The organism is Micromonospora musae, from assembly GCF_003626545.1.
GTDB lineage: Bacteria > Actinomycetota > Actinomycetes > Mycobacteriales > Micromonosporaceae > Micromonospora > Micromonospora musae.
In genome coordinates, this window is the sequence record NZ_RAZS01000001.1 from 473929 (window position 1) to 491067 (window position 17139).

A 17139-nucleotide genomic window follows, 5' to 3' on the forward strand; every position below is an offset into this window, starting at 1 on the left:
TCGTCACGGTCGGTCGACCGGCGTCTCCGGCCCGGCCGGACGCCGGTAGACGCCGTACCACCAGGTCTCGGCGAGCTCGCGGGCGGCGGCCTCGTCACCGCTGCCGTCGTCGGTGGCCACGTGGTCGGCGAGGAAGCGCTCGCCGCCCAGCACTATCAGGCGGCTCGCGGCGGCGATGTCGACCTCCGCGGGCACCCGGCCGGCCCGCTTCTCCTCCTCCAGCACCTGGGCGGTACGCACGAGGAACAGGTCGAGCCTCGCCCGCCAGAACCTGCGGATCACCGGCTCGTACCCGGAGACCTCGGTGATCGCGGCGAGCACCCCGCTGTGCTGCCGGTAGACGGCGAGGATCTCCCGGAAGCCGGCAGCCAGCGCGTCCAGCCCCACCGAGCCGCCGACCGGCGGACCCTCCGGCGCCGGCTCCCACTCCCGGGCGATCCCGAAGGCGACGCCGGTGAACGACTCGGCGAGCCGCAGCAGGAGCTCGGTCTTGTCGGCGAAGTGCATGTAGAAGGTCGACCGCGCGACGCCCGCCTCCCGGGCGATGCGCTGCACCCCGAGCTCCGTGAAGCTCTCCCCCTCGGCGAGCAGACGCTCGGTGGCGGCGAGGATCTGCGCCTCGACGGGGAGACGCCGGTCGGAGCCGCCGGAGCGTCGTCGCGTGATCGAAGGCATAACCAGATCCTAGGCGTCGCCGCTCGGCTCCGGTTAGGCTGCTCGGACACACTGTCCGAGCAGGCTGTCTCAGCGGCGGCCCCGGCGGGCCGCACCCGGAGGGAGTACCCACCTTGAAGTACCGACTCCTCGGCAACACCGGCGTCTGGGTCTCCGAGCTCTCGCTCGGCACGATGACCTTCGGCGGCGCGAACGACCCCCGCTACGCCGGCCTCGGCGGGCTCGGCCGGGAAGAGGTCGACCGGATGGTGGAGCGAGCGCTCGACGTCGGGATCAACTTCATCGACACGGCCGACGTCTACGGCCGGGGCGAGAGCGAGGAGCTGCTCGGCCGCGCGCTCCGCCGCCGCCGCGACGACGTGGTCCTCGCCACGAAGGTGCACTCGCGTACCGGCCCCGGCCCCAACGACGCCGGCTGGTCCCGGCTGTACGTGACGCGCGCGCTGGAGGCCAGCCTGCGCCGGCTGAAGACCGACCACATCGACCTCTACCAGCTGCACAACTTCGACCACCTGACCCCGTTCGAGGAGGTGCTCAGAGCGCTCGACGACGCCGTACGGCAGGGCAAGGTCCGCTACCTCGGCTGCGCGAACCTCGCCGCCTGGCAGATCACCAAGGCGCTCGGCGTCTCCGCGCTGCACGACCTGCACCGCCTGGTCTCCGTGCAGGTGTACTACTCCCTCGTGGGACGGGACGTCGAGCGCGATCTGGTGCCGATGGCCCAGTCCGAGAAGTTGGCGCTGACCGTGTGGAACCCGCTGGCCGGCGGCTTCCTCACCGGCAAGTTCAGCCGGGACGGGTCGGTGCAGGGTCCCGCTCGGCGCAGCGGCGCGGCCGGCTTCCCGCCGGTGGAGAGCGAACGCGGGTTCGAGGTGGTCGAGATGCTCCGCACCGTCGCCGCCCGGCACGACGCGAGCATCCCCCAGATCGCGATCGCCTGGCTGCTCGCCCAGCCGGCGGTCACCAGCGTCGTCATCGGCGCCCGGACGATGGCACAGCTCGACGACAACATCGCCGCCGGCGGGGTGACGCTGACCGAGCAGGACCTGGCCGACCTCGACGCGGTCAGCGCCCAGCCGCCGGCGTACCCGAACTGGCTCCAGCAGATGTACGCCCCCGGACGCGACGCGAACCGCTGAAACGACCCCGGCGGGCGGCGGTATCACCGTCGCTGGGCCGTCCCCGGCTGGGATAGGATGAGCGCGGAAGGCGCAGATGGGGACGAGTACCGTCGCACGCAGCCAGGAGCGATCCGGGGATGGTGGAAGCCCGGAGGCGTGCGCGGCGGGAAGATCACCCCGGAGCCGTCGGAAGAAAGGCCACCCGGCCCAGTAGACCCGACCACACCCGAAACGAGAGGGCCGGACACCGGCCAAGGAGGGTGGTACCGCGGGGCCACGGCCTCGTCCCTCCGGCGGAGCTTGAGCACACGCGCCGACGGAGGACCGATGTACCGCAGCGTACCGACGCAGGTCGATCTGCCCGACCTCGACCACAACGTCCTGCACTTCTGGCACGCGAACAGCATCTTCAGGCGCAGCCTGGAGCAGTCCGAGGGCCGCCCGGAGTGGGTCTTCTACGAGGGGCCACCCACCGCCAACGGCATGCCCGGCGCCCACCACATCGAGGCGCGCGTCTTCAAGGACGTCTTTCCCCGCTACAAGACCATGAAGGGCTTCCACGTCGCCCGTAAGGCCGGCTGGGACTGCCACGGCCTGCCCGTCGAACTCGCCGTCGAGCGGGAACTCGGCTTCTCCGGCAAGCAGGACATCGAGAAGTTCGGCATCGCCGAGTTCAACGCCCGCTGCCGCGAGTCGGTCACCCGGCACACCGACGCGTTCGCCGAACTCACCGAGCGCATGGGCTACTGGGTCGACATGGACGACGCCTACCGGACCATGGACCCGGAGTACATCGAGTCCGTCTGGTGGTCGCTGAAGCAGATCTTCGACAAGGGCCTGCTGGTCGAGGACTTCCGGGTCGCCCCGTGGTGCCCGCGCGACGAGACCGGGCTCTCCGACCACGAGCTCGCCCAGGGGTACGAGACGGTCGTCGACCCGTCGGTCTTCGTCCGGTTCCCGCTCACCTCGGGCCCGCTGGCCGACCGGGCCGCCCTGCTGGTCTGGACCACCACCCCGTGGACGCTGCCGTCGAACGTCGCGGTGGCGGTCCACCCCGACGTGCGGTACGTGGTCGCCAGCGACGGCAACGAGCAGCTCGTGGTCGCCGAGCCGCTGCTGGCGTACGCGCTGGGCGACGGCTGGGAGCTCACCGGCGAGTCGTTCAAGGGCAAGGAGCTGGAGCGGTGGACCTACCGGCCGCCGTTCGACCTCGTCGAGGTGCCCGACGCGCACTACGTCGTCCTGGCGTCGTACGTGACCACGGACAGCGGCACCGGCCTCGTCCACCAGGCGCCGGCGTTCGGCGCGGACGACCTCGCCATCGCCCGGGCGTACGGGCTGCCGATGGTGAACCCGGTGCAGTCGAACGGACGCTTCGAGCCGGACATCCCGCTGATCGGCGGACGGTTCTTCAAGGAGGCCGACCGGCCGCTGATCGAGGACCTCCAACTGCGCGGCCTGCTCTTCAAGAACGTCCCGTACGAGCACACCTACCCGCACTGCTGGCGCTGCCACACCGCGCTGATCTACTACGCCCAGCCCTCCTGGTACGTGCGGACCACTGCCGTACGCGACGCGCTGCTGCGGGAGAACGAGCGCACCACCTGGCACCCCGGCACGGTCAAGCACGGCCGCTACGGCGACTGGCTCAACAACAACGTCGACTGGGCGCTCTCCCGTCGGCGTTACTGGGGCACCCCGCTGCCCATCTGGCGCTGCGCGAACGACCACCTCACCTGCGTCGGCTCGCTGACCGAGCTGAGCGAGCTGACCGGCACGGACGTGACCGGGCTCGACCCGCACCGGCCCTTCATCGACGACGTCACCTTCGCCTGCCACTGCGGCGAGACCGCCCGCCGGGTGCCGGAGGTCATCGACGCCTGGTACGACTCCGGCTCCATGCCCTTCGCCCAGTTCGGCTACCCGTACCGGAACAAGGAGCTCTTCGAGCAGCGCTATCCGGCGCAGTTCATCTCCGAGGCGATCGACCAGACCCGTGGCTGGTTCTACACCCTGATGGCCATCGGCACGCTGGTCTTCGACCGCTCCCCGTACGAGACGGTGGTCTGCCTGGGCCACATCCTCGCCGAGGACGGCCGGAAGATGTCCAAGCACCTCGGCAACATCCTGGAGCCGATCCCGCTGCTCGACCAGCACGGCGCGGACGCGGTGCGCTGGTTCATGGCCGCCGTCGGCTCGCCCTGGTCCGCCCGGCGGGTCGGGCACACCGCCCTCCAGGAGGTCGTCCGCAAGACCCTGCTGACCTACTGGAACACGGCCGCCTTCCAGTCCCTCTACGGCCGTACCGCCGGATGGACCCCGTCGGCCGAGGACCCGGCCCCGGCCGACCGGCCGGTGCTGGACCGGTGGCTGCTCTCCGAGCTGAACACCCTGGTCCAGCAGGTCGACGCCGCGATGGCCGACTTCGACACGCACCAGGCCGGCCGGCTGCTCGCCACGTTCGTGGACGACCTGTCGAACTGGTACGTGCGGCGCAGCCGGCGTCGCTTCTGGCGGGGCGACCGGGCGGCGCTCGCCACCCTGCACGAGGCGTTGAGCGCCGTCACCCTGCTGCTGGCGCCGCTTACCCCGTTCATCACCGAACGGGTGTGGCAGGACATGATCGTGCCGGTCGACCCGGAGGCGCCGCAGTCGGTGCACCTCGCCCCGTACCCGGTCGCCGACGAGTCACTGATCGACCCGGCGCTGTCCCGGCAGATGGCGCTCGCCCGCCGCCTGGTCGAGCTGGGCCGGGCGGCCCGCGCCGACTCCGGCATGAAGGTCCGGCAGCCGCTGTCGCGGGCGCTGGCCTCGGCGAGCGGCTTCGAGGAGCTTCCGCCGGAGCTGCTGGCGGAGGTCTCCGCCGAGCTCAACGTCGGGTCGGTCGACCCGGTCGGTGGGGCCGGCGGGTCGCTCGTGGACACCACCGCCAAGGCCAACTTCCGCACCCTGGGCAGGCGGTTCGGCAAGACGGTGCAGCAGGTGGCCGCGGCGATCGCGGCGGCCGACGCGGCGGCCCTCAAGGACTCGCTGCGCGACACCGGGTCGGCGACCGTCCAGGTCGGCGACGAGACGGTGACGCTCGGCCCGGACGAGGTGGTGGTCACCGAGACCCCGCGCGAGGGCTGGGCGGTGGCCAACGACGCCGGCGCGACGCTCGCGCTCGACCTGCATCTCACCCAAGAGCTGCGGCGGGCCGGCGTGGCCCGCGACGCGATCCGGCAGATCCAGGAGGCGCGTAAGAGCAGCGGCCTCGAGGTCACCGACCGGATCGAGCTGCGCTACCGCACCGACCGGGACGAAACCGCGCTGGCCCTGAGCGAGCACCGTGACCTGGTGGCCGAGGAGGTGCTGGCGTCCGACTGCGCCGAGGGCGAGCCGTCCTGGCCCGGCGCGGAGCCGTTCACCGACGAGTCGTTGGGCCTGACCTTCTGGATCCGGAAGTCCTGAGCCGACACCGGGTGCTCCGGGCCACTCTCCGGCCCGGGGCACCCGAGCGGCGTCACGACGCCGCGGTGAGACGCGCCGCGATCTCCCGAGCCGTCCGGTCGTGGGCGACGGCCTCGTCGTCGCGACGGAGCGCCCTGGCCAGGTCGGCCAGGTGCCGGGCCACCGGACCGAAGCTGAGCACGCCGCTGCCCGCCCCGGCCAGCTCGGCCGCGGCGGGCAGCAGCTCGGCGTACGCGTAGCGCATCGTGGGCTCGTCGCCGACGGCGAGCGCGGCCCGGGCGGCCAGGCAGAGGCGGGCCTCCCGGAGCAGGTCGTGCGGCGACTCGGGCAGCGCGCGCAGGGCGGCGACGGTCTCGTCCGGGCGGCCGGCGGCGGCCACCTCCAGCGCCCGCACCCACGGCTCGTACGGCCCCCGGTCAGCCTCGCCGGGCACCGGCCCCGCCGGGTCCGCGAGCGCGTCCAGCGGCCGCAACGAGAGCAGCGCGAGCGGCAGCAGACCCTCGGTCAGGCCGGGCATTCCCGCCGCCGGGGTCCGGGCCGCCGCCCGACGGTAGGCGACCGCCGCGTCGGTGCGGCGTCCGAGCAGGGCGAGGCGCAGCGCGGCGTACCACTCGGTGAAGACGCCCACGAGGGGCAGGTCGTGCCGGACGGCGAGCCGGTCGGCGGCGGCCGCCGCCGCGTCGGCGGTGCTGAGGTCGGCCAGCGCGCAGCTCGCCTGCACCACGATGAGATGACCGAGCACCTCGAAGGTCACCAGGTCGTGCCGGGCCGCCAGGTCGACCAGCTCCGCGCCGAGCCGCGCCCGCTGCGGGGCCAGGCCGGTCCGCTCGAAGGTGTGCATGAAGCGGGCGTTGAGCGCGAACGCCAGCAGCGCCGGTCGGTGCAGTCGCCGCGCGATCGTCTCGGCCTCGACGGCCGCCCGACGTCCACGGTCGCCGGTGCTGCCCCGCAGCTCCAGAGCGAGCGTGCTGAGCAGCCGGCTCCGCAGCTCCGGGTCGTCCGCGCCGGCCGCGCCGAGCGTCCGGTCGGCGGCCGCCACGATCCGGTGGGAGAGCTCCTCGTCGTCGTTGCGGGTCCACACCGCCGGCACGTCGAAGGCGGAGAGCACCGCGGCGACCAGGGCCGGATCGTCGAGCGTCTCGGCCGTGCCGATCGCCTCGGCCCGGTAGCGACGGGTGCGGTCCAGCTGGCCGGTCACGGCCAGCGCCCGGCCGAGGCCCATCATCGCCACCAGCCGCCCGCGCACGTCGGCGTCGCCGGCCCGGTCGTGGGCGTCCACCGCCTGCTGCCACAGCCGGGCCGCCTGGTGCGGGTGGGCGCGCCGTTCGGCCTGCTCGGCGGCGACCCGGGCGTACCGGCCGGCGCGCCCGGCGGTGGCCCGGCTCGCCGCTTCGCCGAAGTGGTGGGCGAGGGTCACCACGTCGTCGGGGTGCAGCCGCTCGATCGCCTCCCCGGCGGCGGTGTGCCAACGGGCCCGGCGCGGCGCGGAGAGGTCACCGTAGATCGTGTCCCGGACCAGGACGTGGGTGAACCGCAGCTCGCCGCCCTGCTCGGTGAGGAACCCGGCGGCCAGCGCCTGGTCCAGCGCGTCGAGCACCATCACGTCGTCACCGGCGAGGACGGCCAGCACCTCCGGATCGACGTCCCGGCCGAGGACCGCGGCCTGCCGCAGCACGTCCTGCGCCGCCACCGGAAGCCGGTCGAGCCGGTGCCGGATGACGTCCCGAACCCCGGCGGGCACCCGCTCCAACGCCGCGTCACCCTCGGTCGCGAGGAGCCGGGCCAACTCCCGTACGAAGAACGGGTTGCCACCGCTGCGGCGGTGGATCGAGCGCACGACGGCTCCGTCCAGGTCCCGCCCGGCGACGGCTCGGGCGAGCACACCGGTCGCCGGTTCGGCGAGCCCGCCCAGGTAGACGCGGAGGGGCTCGATCCGGGCGAGCCGGGCCAGCGCCGTGGTCAGCTCCGGCGTGATCTCGGTGGCCCGGTAGGTGCCGAGCACCGACACCGGGCCGCTCACCGGTTCCGGGCCGGTGAGCAGCGCGGAGAGCAGGTCGAGGGTGCCGTCGTCCGCGCGGTGCAGGTCGTCGAGGACCAGCAGCACCGGTCCGCGTCCCGCCGCCTCGGTGAGCTGTGCCGCGGCGGCGCGGTGCAGGCGGAACCGTGCGACGGCCGGATCATCCTCGGCGCCCGCCGGGTTCTCCGCCTCGACGCCGGGTGGCGCGGTTCCGGTCGCCGCGGTCAACTGGTCGGCGATCTGCCGCCACGGCCAGGCGACCGGAGCGCCGTCGTACTCGGGGCTGCGACCCCACGCCGTGGTCCAGCCGGTGGCCGCGAGCTCGGCGGTCAGCGCCTCGGCGAGCGCGGACTTGCCGGCGCCCGCGTCCCCGGAGATCAGGGCGAGGCTCGGGGCGCGGCCCTCGGCGAGCTGCTCGGCCGCCTGTCGGAGGCGAACCAGTTCGTCGTCCCGCCCGACGAGCGGGCGCCGCCCCGCCCCGATCACCCCACGGGCGGGCGGGATCCGGGGGCCGGCCGACGCCGTGGCCGCCGGGGCGGATGCGGGGCCGGCGAGGTGCGGCGCCTGGGCGAGGACGTCCGCCTCCAGTTGCCGCAGCCGGGGGCCGGGGTCGACGCCGAGCCGCGTCACCAGCGTCTCCCGGGCACGGCGTAGCGCCGCCAGGGCGTCGCCCTGCCGGTCCGCGCGGTACAGGGCGAGGGCCAGCAACCGCCAGGCGTCCTCGCGCAGCGGCTGGTCGGCGACGTGCGCCCGTAGGTCGGAGGCGGCCTCGGCGGCCCGACCGGAGGAGAGCAGCGCCTCGGCCCGCCGCTCGACGGCCAGCAGCCGCAGCTCGTCGAGCCGGTCGATCTCCGCGCGGGCCCAGCTGCGGCCGGCGTACTCGGCGTAGGCGGGGCCGCGCCACAGGGCGAGCGCCTCGTCGAGGCGGGCGAGCGCCTCGCCGGGTTTGCCGCCGGTGAGCAGCTCCGCCGACTCGCCGACGGCCGCCTCGAATCGCCACGCGTCCACCGCGCCGTCGGCGGGGTGCAGCGCGTATCCGGGCGGCACGGTCACCAGCAGGCGCGGCGGTTGGCGGGGCGGTCGCTCGGGTTCCAGGGCCCGGCGCAGGTCGGCGACGAAGGTGCGCAGCGCGGCCACGGCCCCGTCCGGCGGTTCCGCCCAGAGCGCGTCGAGCAGCCGGTCGACCGGCACCACCCGCCCCCGGGCGACCAGCAGCCGGGCCAGTACGGCGCGCTGGCGGGCACCCCGCAGCGCCACCGGGCCACGGGCGTCGTCGGCGCGTACCTCCCCGAGGACGCCGAACATCACCGGGGAGGTGGCCGGCTCGCTGGTCATGGCCCCAATCTAGGTCGACTCCGCGGCGGCCGAGCAGCCACTCATCCGACGCTGATCGGTTGCTGATCGGTCGGGCGCAGGCTCGACGCGTACCGCCCGGGGCGGCGTCCCCGCCCCGGGCCTCCGACAGCGAAAGGTCCCCTCGTGGAGATCAAGGGTTTCGACTACCAGCGCGTCACCGTCGCGGACGGTGTGACGCTCCAGGCGGCGGTGGGCGGCTCCGGCAGCCCCGTCGTGTTGTTGCACGGCTTCCCGCAGACCCATCTCATGTGGCGGCACGTCGCCGCCGATCTCGCCGCGGACCACACGGTGATCTGCCCCGACCTGCGCGGGTACGGCGCCAGCGACAAGCCCGTCGACACCGACGGGGAGCGGTACGCCAAGCGGACGATGGCCGCCGACATCGTGGCGCTGGCCCGGGCGCTGGGCCACGAGCGGTTCGCCCTGGCCGGGCATGACCGGGGTGCGCTGGTCGCCGTGCGGGCCGGCCTCGATCACCCGGACGCCGTCACCCACCTCGCCGCGTTGGACGTGCTGCCCACCCTCGACATGTGGGACGTCCTGCACGGCACCACCGCCGCCGTCGGCTTCCACCTGTACCTCATGGCCCAGCCGCCCGGCCTGCCGGAGCAGCTGATCAGCGGAAGCCCGGACGCCTTCTTCGGGCACTTCCTGGATGTCTGGACCCGCGACCCGGCGGCTCTCCCGGCCGACGTGCGGGCCGCGTACCTGGCGGCGTCCCGGGCGGCGGTCCCCTCGATCGTGGCCGACTACCGGGCGTCGGCCGGGATCGACGTCGTGCACGATCGGGCCGACCTGTCGGCGGGGAACCGGCTGCGGATGCCGGTGACCGTGCTCCAGCAGGACTGGGGTGCCGCTCTCGGCTACGACGCGGCGGCGCTGTGGCGGGCCTGGGCGCCGGATCTGGAGCACCGCACCGTCTCCTGCGGCCACTTCATGGCGGAGGAGGCACCGGCCGAGGTCGTCGCGGCGCTGCGCGCCCTGCTGGGCCGGTAGCTGCTCGTTCGGTAGCGGCGGCCCGGCCCGCGTCACCTCGGCGGGCGATCAGCGCGCAGAACGACGAGAATTTCCTGCGGGGCGTGTCGATTGGCGCCGGCCCCGTTCGTCGTCAGAACGTAAGGCAGCCGGAGAGACGACAGGAGTCGGACATGAAGTACATGCTGCTGATCTACAGCGGTTCCGCGGACGCACCGGACCCGTGCACCGTCGAGGACTGGGTGGCCTTCGACAAGGCGGTCGCCGAGGCCGGGATCCTGGTCTCCGGCCACTCGCTGGCCGACCTGACCACCGCCACCACGGTGCACGTCGCCGAGACCGGCGAGCGGGCCGTCACCGACGGGCCGTTCGCCGAGTCGCGGGAGGTGCTCGGCGGCTACTACGTCATCGACGTGCCGGACCTCGACGTCGCCGTGGACTGGGCCGCGCGCTGCCCCGGGGCACGCGGCAACGGGGCGATGGAAGTCCGGCCGATCGCCGAGTTCTGAGGTCGAGCGGAGTGGACGAGCGGGCAGCCGGCACGCGCTCCTCGGTCGAGGCGGTGTTCCGCGAGGAGCACGGCCGGCTGCTCGCCGCCCTGGTGCACCGCTTCGGCGATCTCGACCTCGCCGAGGACGTCGCCTCCGAGGCGATCGAGGCGGCCCTGCTGCACTGGCCGGTCGACGGCGTACCGTCCCGGCCCGGCGCCTGGCTGCTCACCACCGCCCGCCGCCGGGCCGTCGACCGGCTCCGGCGCGACCAGGCGTACGCGGCCCGGCTGGCGCTCATCGCGGCCGAGGCGGAGCGGGCCGACGCGGCCGCGCCGGTGAGCGACGACGACGGCCTCCCCGACGAGCGGTTGCGGCTCTTCTTCACCTGCGCCCACCCGGCCCTGCCGGCTGCGGACCGTGGCGCGTTGACCCTGCGCTACCTGGCCGGACTGACCACGCCCGAGGTGGCCCGGGCCTACCTGGTGCCGACGGCGACCATGGCCCAGCGGTTGGTACGGGCGAAACGGAAGATCTCCGAGGCGCGCATCCCGTTCCGGGTGCCCGAGCCGGCGGAGCTGCCGGGGCGCCTGCCCGGCGTGCTCCAGGCGGTCTACTCGATCTTCACCGAGGGGTACGCGGCCAGCTCCGGCCCACGGCTCCAGCGGCTCGACCTCGCCGAGGAGGCCATCCGGCTGGCCCGGATCCTGCGCGGGCTGCTGCCCACCCAGCGGGAGGTCGCCGGCCTGCTCGGGCTCATGCTGCTCGTCCACGCCCGGTGGGACGCCCGGATCGGCGCCGACGGTGAACTGGTGCTCCTCGACGCCCAGGACCGCACCCGGTGGGACCGCGACATGATCAACGAAGGGCGCTCCCTGGTGCTCGTCGCGCTCACCGGCGGCACGCCCGGCCCGTACGGCGTACAGGCCGCGATAGCGGCGCTGCACGACGAGGCGGCCGACGAGGCGTCCACCGACTGGCCGCAGGTGGTGGCGCTCTACGACGTACTCCTCGCGTTGACGCCCTCGCCGGTGGTGGCCCTGAACCGGGCCGTGGCGGTCGCGATGCGGGACGGCCCGGAGGCCGGCCTCGCGCTCCTGGACGAGCTGGCCGGCGAGGCACAGCTACGCGGCTACCACCCCTACCCCGCCGCCCGGGCCGGTCTGCTGCACCGGCTCGGCCGGCACGCGGAGGCGGCCGCCGCCTACCGGGAGGCGCTCGACCTGGCCGGCACCGAGCCGGAGCGGGAGCACCTGCGTGGCCGGCTCGCCGCCGTCGACCCGACCGACGGTTGACCGCCGGCCCCACCGAACCGGGGGCCGGGACACCGCAACCGGCCGGTGCGGTCGGGTCAACGCGCGGTGCGGGCCCGCTCCTCGGCGACCAGCTCCCGGGTGGCCGGGGCGACCTCGGCGGCGAAGACCTCGATGGTGGCGGGATCGTCGGCCATCAGGATGAAGGCGCTCACCCCGTACTCCAGGGTCAGGCCGGCGAGATCCTCCGCCCACTGCTCCGGCGGGCCGTTGAGCAGCGACCGACCGGTGGGCGAGAACTCGCCACCGATGTTGAGCAGCCGCCGGATCTGTGCCGGCTCCCGACCCGCCGCCGCGGCGGCCTCGTCGATCTGCTCGTTCATCGGGGTCAGCTCGGCCGGTCCGTTCTGGAAGTACGGCAGGGACGGCAGCCAGCCGTCGGCCATCCGCCCGGTCAGCCGCAGCATCCGCGGCTTGTACGCGCCGACCCACACGTTCACCTCGTGCGCGGGGGCGGGTCCCCGCTTGGCGCCGTTCACCCGGTAGTGCTCGCCGTCGACGCGTACGCCGCCGGGCCTGTCGGCCGCCCAGACCTCACGGATGATCCGGATCGCCTCGTCGAGCGCCGTGATCGCCTGACCGGCGCTGCGTCGCGGGCCGCCCATCGCCTCGATGGCGTCCCAGTACGCGCCCGCGCCGATGCCCAGCTCGAACCGCCCGCCACTGAGCAGGTCGAGGCTGGCCGCGCTGCGGGCGATCATGGCGGGCTGCCGCAGCGGCAGGTTGAGCACGTTGGCGCTGAGGTGTACGCGCTCGGTGCGCGCGGCCACGTAGCTCAGCAGCGTCCAAGTGTCGTGGAAGCGCGGCTGGTACGGGTGGTCCTGGAAGGTGACCAGGTCCAGCCCGGCGCGGTCGGCGACGACTGCCAGGTCGACGGCGTGCCGGACGGGTTGCACGGTGGGCGTGGCGAAGGTGCCGAACAGTAGGTCGTGCCCGTAGTCGGTCATGGCGTCGTCCTCGATGCGGTGTCGGGTGTGATGGCGAAGTTGTCGCGGAAGAGGCCGTCCGGGTCGTAGCGCTTCTTCAGCGTGCGCAGCCGGGCCAGCGTGCGGGGCGGGAACGCCTCGGTGAGGCGTTCCGGCCGCAGGTCGGTCTCGAAGCTGAGGTACGTGCCGCTCAGGTGCTCGGCGAGCAGGTCGTCCCAGAGCGTGTCGAGCCGGGCCCGGTGCCGCCCGAAGGCGGTCACGTGGAAGTTGGACCCGCGGTGGCTCCAGGCCATCGCGTCCGGGTCCACGTCGGTGACCGCGCCGCCGATCGAGCGGATGTGGAAGAAGTAGACGACGCCGCTGGTCAGCAGTCGGGCGGCGGCCGCCGCGAACTCGGGGGTGAGGTGGCTGATCAACCCGGTGCGGGAGATCGGTTCACCCTGCGCCTGGTGCGGCGCGTCGCTCGCGTTCGCCATCACCGAGGCGTACGAGGTGATGACGACCTGCTGGTCGTACCCGGGCGCGACGTCGGCGAGCGGCTGGAGCTGGGCGACGATCGTGGCGGGATCGGCCGAGTCGACCATCGCCATCACCTGCGCGACCGCCGGTTGACCCATCCGGGGCGGGCCCATGATGATCGCGCTGGTCAGGTCGCGCGGCGCGGCCTCGACCGCGGCGCCCCAGCGGGTGAGCAGACCGGCGGGGTCACCGGCGTCGAGTGCGAACTGGGCCCAACCGACCGGCCCGACCTCGTCCACCTCGAACTCGAACGCGGTCACCACGCCGAAGTTGGCGCCGGCGCCGCGTACCGCCCAGAAGAGGTCGGGGTTCTCCGTCTCGCTCGCCCGCGCGACGCGGCCGTCGGCGAGGACCAGCTCGACGGCGCGGAGGTGGTCGATGGTGAGCCCGTGCTTGCGCGCCAGCCAACCGACACCAGCCGCGGTGGCCAGCCCGCCCACGCCGACCCCGCCGTAGTCGCCGGAGGTGAGCGCCCAGCCGTACGGGGCCAGCGCCTGGGCGACGTCCGTCCAGCGCGCGCCGGGACCGATCCGGACCAGGCGGCGGGCCTCGTCGAGCACCTCGATGCCGTTCAGCTCGCCGACGTCGAGGACGATGCCGCCGTCGTTCGTCGACCGGCCGCTGATGCCGTGCCCGCCGCTGCGGATGCCGAGCGGCAGGTGCCGGTGCGCGCGGGCGAAGGCGAGCGCGTCGGCCACCTCGGCCGGGGTACGCGGCCGCAGGACGAGACCGGGCGTGCCGCCGCGCAGGTAGTTCGACTTCACCCGGGAGTAGTCGATGTCGCCGGGCTCCACGGCGCGGTCGGCCAGGGAGGCGGGCAGCTCGTCGTACGCGATGCCGGGACGCCGCTTGGCGCGGACCGCACCGCTGCGCGCGGCGGTGCGGGGCAGCGGCGCGGGCAGGGCCCGGTCGGCCGCCTCCCGCAGGGCGGGTGCCACCTCCCGGGCGAACCGCTCCATGGTCGCCACGTCATCGGTGATCAGGATGAAGGTGCCGACACCGTCCTCGACGACCAGCGGCAGCAGGTCCTCGACCCAGCCGGCGGCCGGTCCGTGCAGGAAGCCCTGGCGGGTGTCGGTGAAGCGTCCGGAGACGTTGAGCAGTCGGCGGATCTCCGAAGGGTCGCGGCCCGCCTCGCGGGCCGCCTCGTCAATGAGCTTGTTGCCGGCCCGGACCGCGTCGGGCGTGGCCGGGTCGAGGGTGCTGAGCCACCCGTCGGCCGTCACGCCGACCAGCCGCAGCAGCCGGGGGTCGGTTCCGCCGAGCCAGATCGGGATGTGGTGGGCCGGCAGCGGACCCCCCGCCGCCCCGTCGAGGCGGTGGTGTTCGCCGCGGTAGCGAACCGGTGCCGGGTCGCCGGCGTCGAGCATGGCCCGGACGACGTCGACCGACTCGCCGAGCGCGTCGACGGCCGCTCCCGGTTCGAGCGCGGGGCCGCCCAGCGCCTCGACGGCGGCGAGCCCGCCGGGGGCCCGGTCGCTCTCGCCGGTGCCGAGGGCGAGTTCCAGCCGCCCGCCGGAGAGGAGGTCGAGGCTGGCGGCGGAGCGGGCGAGCAGGGCCGGGGGCCGCATCGGGGTGGTGAGCACGTTCGCGGCGAGGTGGATCCGGTCGGTCCGGCCGGCGACCCAGGCGAGCAGCGTCCACGTGTCCAGGTGGGCGGGCTGGTCGGGGTCGTCGGAGAAGGTGACCAGGTCGTAGCCGAGCGCCTCGCTGCGCCGGGCGAGCGCCACCGGGGTGTCGGGCGACGCGTTCACCGGCGTGACGAACGTGCCGAACTCGAGGCGGTGGCCGTAGCTGCCTGACACGACTGCCTCCCAAAGGTTGATGCGTCAACCAGACTACGGCGCGCACGGTGGATGCGCGTGTGATCCCGGTCATCCCCGACCGGCCCGGGTTCCCGACCCGGGCGGTCGGCCCCATCCCGAATTACGCTGGTCGGATGGGCGAATCCGGCAACCGGCTCGACGGGCGCGAGTACCAGAGCTGGCGCGCCTTCCACCGGATGCACGACCAGCTCTCGCTCGCCCTCAACCAGCACCTCCAGCGGGACGCGGGAATCTCCGAGCCCGACTTCCAGGTGCTCGCCGCGCTGGCCGAGGCACCGGGGCAGGCGCTGCGGTCCCGTGAACTCCGCGAGGAGCTCCAGTGGGAGAAGAGCCGGCTCGCCCACCAGCTCCGCCGGATGGAGCAGCGCGGCCTGGTCCTGCGGGACGACTGCCCGGAGGACGCCCGGTCGGCCACCGTCCGGATCACCGACACCGGCCTGGCCGGCGTCCGCACCGCCGCGCAGGCCCACGCGGCCCTGGTCCGCGAACTCTTCTTCGACGCGCTCACCCCGGCACAGCTCGACGCCTTCGACGAGGCCGGCGCGGCGGTGATCGAGCGGCTGCGGCAGCGCTGCCCGGCGGAGGCGCCGTGACCGGACGAGTGGCCCTAAACTGCCCGCATGGGGCAGCGGGCGTGATCAGCGGCATGACGCCTTCGACGACGTACGGGCACGTCTGCTGGGTCTATGACGATCCGGCCGCGCTCGACCAGGCAGCCCGGACGTTCCTCACCGCCGGCCTCGCCGCCGGCGAACAGCTCTGGTACGTCACCGCCGGCCCGGTCGAGCCGGTCGTCGCGAGGCTCACCACCACCCCGGCGCTGGGCGACGCGCTGGCCCGCGGGGCGGCCGAGGTGGTGTCGCTGCCCGACACCTACCCCTCCGGCGCCGTCGTGGACGGCCCCGCCCAGGTGCGGGCGTACGCGGCGGCCACCGAGGCCGCCCTCGCCGCCGGTTACCGCGGCCTGCGGGTGGTCGCCGAAGCCACCCCGCTGGTCCGCACCCCGGCCCAGCTCGACGCCTTCACCCGCTACGAGCACCTGGTCGACCGGTACATGCGCGCCCGGCCCTTCCGGGCGATGTGCGCGTACGACCGGCGGGAGCTCGACGGCCGCGCGGTGGCCGAGCTGGCCTGCCTGCACCCGGAGACGAACGCCGTCGAGGCCCCGTTCCAGCTCTTCGCCTGGGACGGGACGGGTCACCGCGCGGGCCTGACCGGGGAGCTCGACGAGACCGGCGAGGAGCTCTTCGTCACCGCCCTGGAGCGGGCCGACCTGCGACCGGTCGACGGCCGGCTGGTGCTGGAGGCCCCCGGCCTGCGCTTCGTCGACCACCGGGCGCTGCTGCGGCTACGCGAGTACGCCCGCCGCCGGAACACTGCCGTGCTGCTGCGCTCGCCGCTCCCCGCCGCGGCGCGCCTCGCCGCCCTGCTCGATCTGCCCGGTCTCACCGTGGAGGTGGCCCGATGAGGACGGGTGGCGCCGCAGGCCACCACGGCTACTTCCACGAGGCGGTCCGCTACGACTCCGACGAGCAGCTGCTCGCCGTCGTGCTGCCGTTCCTGCTCGGCGGAGTCGAGGCCGGCGAGCCGACGTTCGTCGCCCTCGGCGAGCGCACCGGCGGGCTGGTGCGGGCCGCCCTGCCGACCGGATCGGGCGTCGAGTTCCTGACCGGCGGCAGCGTCTACGCCCGCCCCACCGCCGCGATCCGCTCCTACCGGCAGCTGCTCGCCGACCGGGTGGCCGCCGGAGCCGGTCAGATCCGGATCATCGGCGAGCTGCCGGAGGTCGCCTTCGGGGCGACCTGGGACTGGTGGGCCCGGTACGAGTCGGCGATCAACCACGCGTACGACGACTTCCCGCTCTGGAGCATGTGCGCGTACGACACCCGGATCACGCCACCGCACGTGCTCGACGAGGTGGCCCGCACCCACCCCCGGTACGCCACCCCCGGCGGAGAGCACCTGCCCAGCCCGACGTACACCGAGCCGGTCGTCTACCTGCGCGAGGAGCGCGCCGCGCCGGCCGATCCGCTCCAGGCCACCGCGCCCCTGATCGAACTGACCGATCCCACCGCCGCGCAGGCGCGCGCCGCCGTGCAGGCGGTCGACCGGGGCGTACTGCCCCCGGACGACGTCGACGATCTGATCGTGGCGGTCAGCGAGACCGTCACCAACGCGCTGCGGCACGGGCGCACCCCGGTCCGGCTACGCCTCTGGGCCGGTCCGGACCGGATCGTGGCGACCGTCAGCGACGCCGGGGACGGCCCGAAGGATCCGTTCGCCGGGCTGCTCCCGGCCGGCGACGGCGCGACCGGTGGCCTCGGACTCTGGATCACCTACCAGTCCTGCAACCACGTGAGCCTGCACCGTGGCGGCCCGGCCGGTTTCACCCTCCGGCTCACCGCCGGCAACCCGCACTGACGCCCCGCGCATCGTCCACCGCGGCACCGTCATCGGCTGCCCGGGCGCGCCG

Annotated in this window: 12 protein-coding genes; 8 read left to right on the forward strand and 4 right to left on the reverse strand. The window is 74.3% G+C overall.

What is annotated here, in order from left to right; translation table 11 throughout:
* Nucleotides 1–3: 3 nt before the first annotated feature.
* Nucleotides 4–675 (reverse strand): TetR/AcrR family transcriptional regulator, encoded by a 672-nt coding sequence (locus D7147_RS02255; protein ID WP_120673550.1) that lies wholly within the window; start codon nt 673–675, stop codon nt 4–6.
* A gap of 113 nt (nt 676–788) precedes the next feature.
* Between D7147_RS02255 and D7147_RS02260 the strand changes: the two genes are divergently transcribed.
* Both D7147_RS02260 and ileS read left to right on the forward strand, forming a co-directional pair.
* Nucleotides 789–1814, forward strand: coding sequence for an aldo/keto reductase (locus tag D7147_RS02260; protein WP_120673551.1), 1026 nt, complete (start codon nt 789–791; stop codon nt 1812–1814).
* Between the two features lie 309 nt (nt 1815–2123).
* A complete protein-coding gene (ileS, locus tag D7147_RS02265; protein ID WP_120673552.1) occupies nt 2124–5246 on the forward strand; it encodes an isoleucine--tRNA ligase in 3123 nt (1040 codons plus the stop codon).
* A 52-nt stretch (nt 5247–5298) separates the two neighbouring features.
* Here ileS and D7147_RS02270 read toward each other — a convergent pair whose 3' ends face one another.
* A complete protein-coding gene (locus D7147_RS02270; protein WP_120673553.1) occupies nt 5299–8598 on the reverse strand; it encodes an AfsR/SARP family transcriptional regulator in 3300 nt (1099 codons plus the stop codon).
* A gap of 144 nt (nt 8599–8742) precedes the next feature.
* Here D7147_RS02270 and D7147_RS02275 point away from each other — a divergent pair, with 144 nt between their 5' ends.
* From D7147_RS02275 to D7147_RS02285, 3 genes are all read left to right on the forward strand, one after another.
* Entirely contained in the window at nt 8743–9615 is an 873-nt protein-coding gene (locus D7147_RS02275; RefSeq protein ID WP_120673554.1) for an alpha/beta hydrolase, read from the forward strand.
* 152 nt (nt 9616–9767) lie between these two features.
* The gene (locus D7147_RS02280; protein ID WP_120673555.1) at nt 9768–10103 is read left to right on the forward strand and encodes a YciI family protein; all 336 of its coding nucleotides are present in this window, start codon (nt 9768–9770) and stop codon (nt 10101–10103) included.
* Between the two features lie 11 nt (nt 10104–10114).
* Entirely contained in the window at nt 10115–11377 is a 1263-nt protein-coding gene (locus tag D7147_RS02285; RefSeq protein ID WP_120673556.1) for an RNA polymerase sigma factor, read from the forward strand.
* A gap of 56 nt (nt 11378–11433) precedes the next feature.
* Here D7147_RS02285 and D7147_RS02290 read toward each other — a convergent pair whose 3' ends face one another.
* Nucleotides 11434–12342 (reverse strand): LLM class flavin-dependent oxidoreductase, encoded by a 909-nt coding sequence (locus D7147_RS02290; RefSeq protein ID WP_120673557.1) that lies wholly within the window; start codon nt 12340–12342, stop codon nt 11434–11436.
* Entirely contained in the window at nt 12339–14645 is a 2307-nt protein-coding gene (locus D7147_RS02295; RefSeq protein ID WP_120673558.1) for an LLM class flavin-dependent oxidoreductase, read from the reverse strand. The genes D7147_RS02290 and D7147_RS02295 overlap by 4 nt, the downstream gene beginning before the upstream one ends.
* A gap of 134 nt (nt 14646–14779) precedes the next feature.
* Here D7147_RS02295 and D7147_RS02300 point away from each other — a divergent pair, with 134 nt between their 5' ends.
* The 3 genes from D7147_RS02300 to D7147_RS02310 are packed head-to-tail and all read left to right on the forward strand — an operon-like array spanning nt 14780 to nt 17087.
* Nucleotides 14780–15259 carry a MarR family winged helix-turn-helix transcriptional regulator gene (locus D7147_RS02300; protein WP_120673956.1) on the forward strand — a complete coding sequence of 160 codons (480 nt, stop codon included), beginning with the start codon at nt 14780–14782 and terminating at the stop codon, nt 15257–15259.
* Nucleotides 15260–15300: 41 nt separating this feature from the next.
* Complete coding sequence (locus tag D7147_RS02305) at nt 15301–16134, forward strand: MEDS domain-containing protein (RefSeq protein WP_233562877.1); 834 nt, start codon at nt 15301–15303, stop codon at nt 16132–16134.
* On the forward strand, nt 16131–17087 hold the full coding sequence (locus tag D7147_RS02310; protein ID WP_120673559.1) for a sensor histidine kinase: 957 nt from the start codon (nt 16131–16133) through the stop codon (nt 17085–17087). Before D7147_RS02305 ends, D7147_RS02310 begins: the two co-directional genes overlap by 4 nt.
* Nucleotides 17088–17139: the final 52 nt, after the last annotated feature.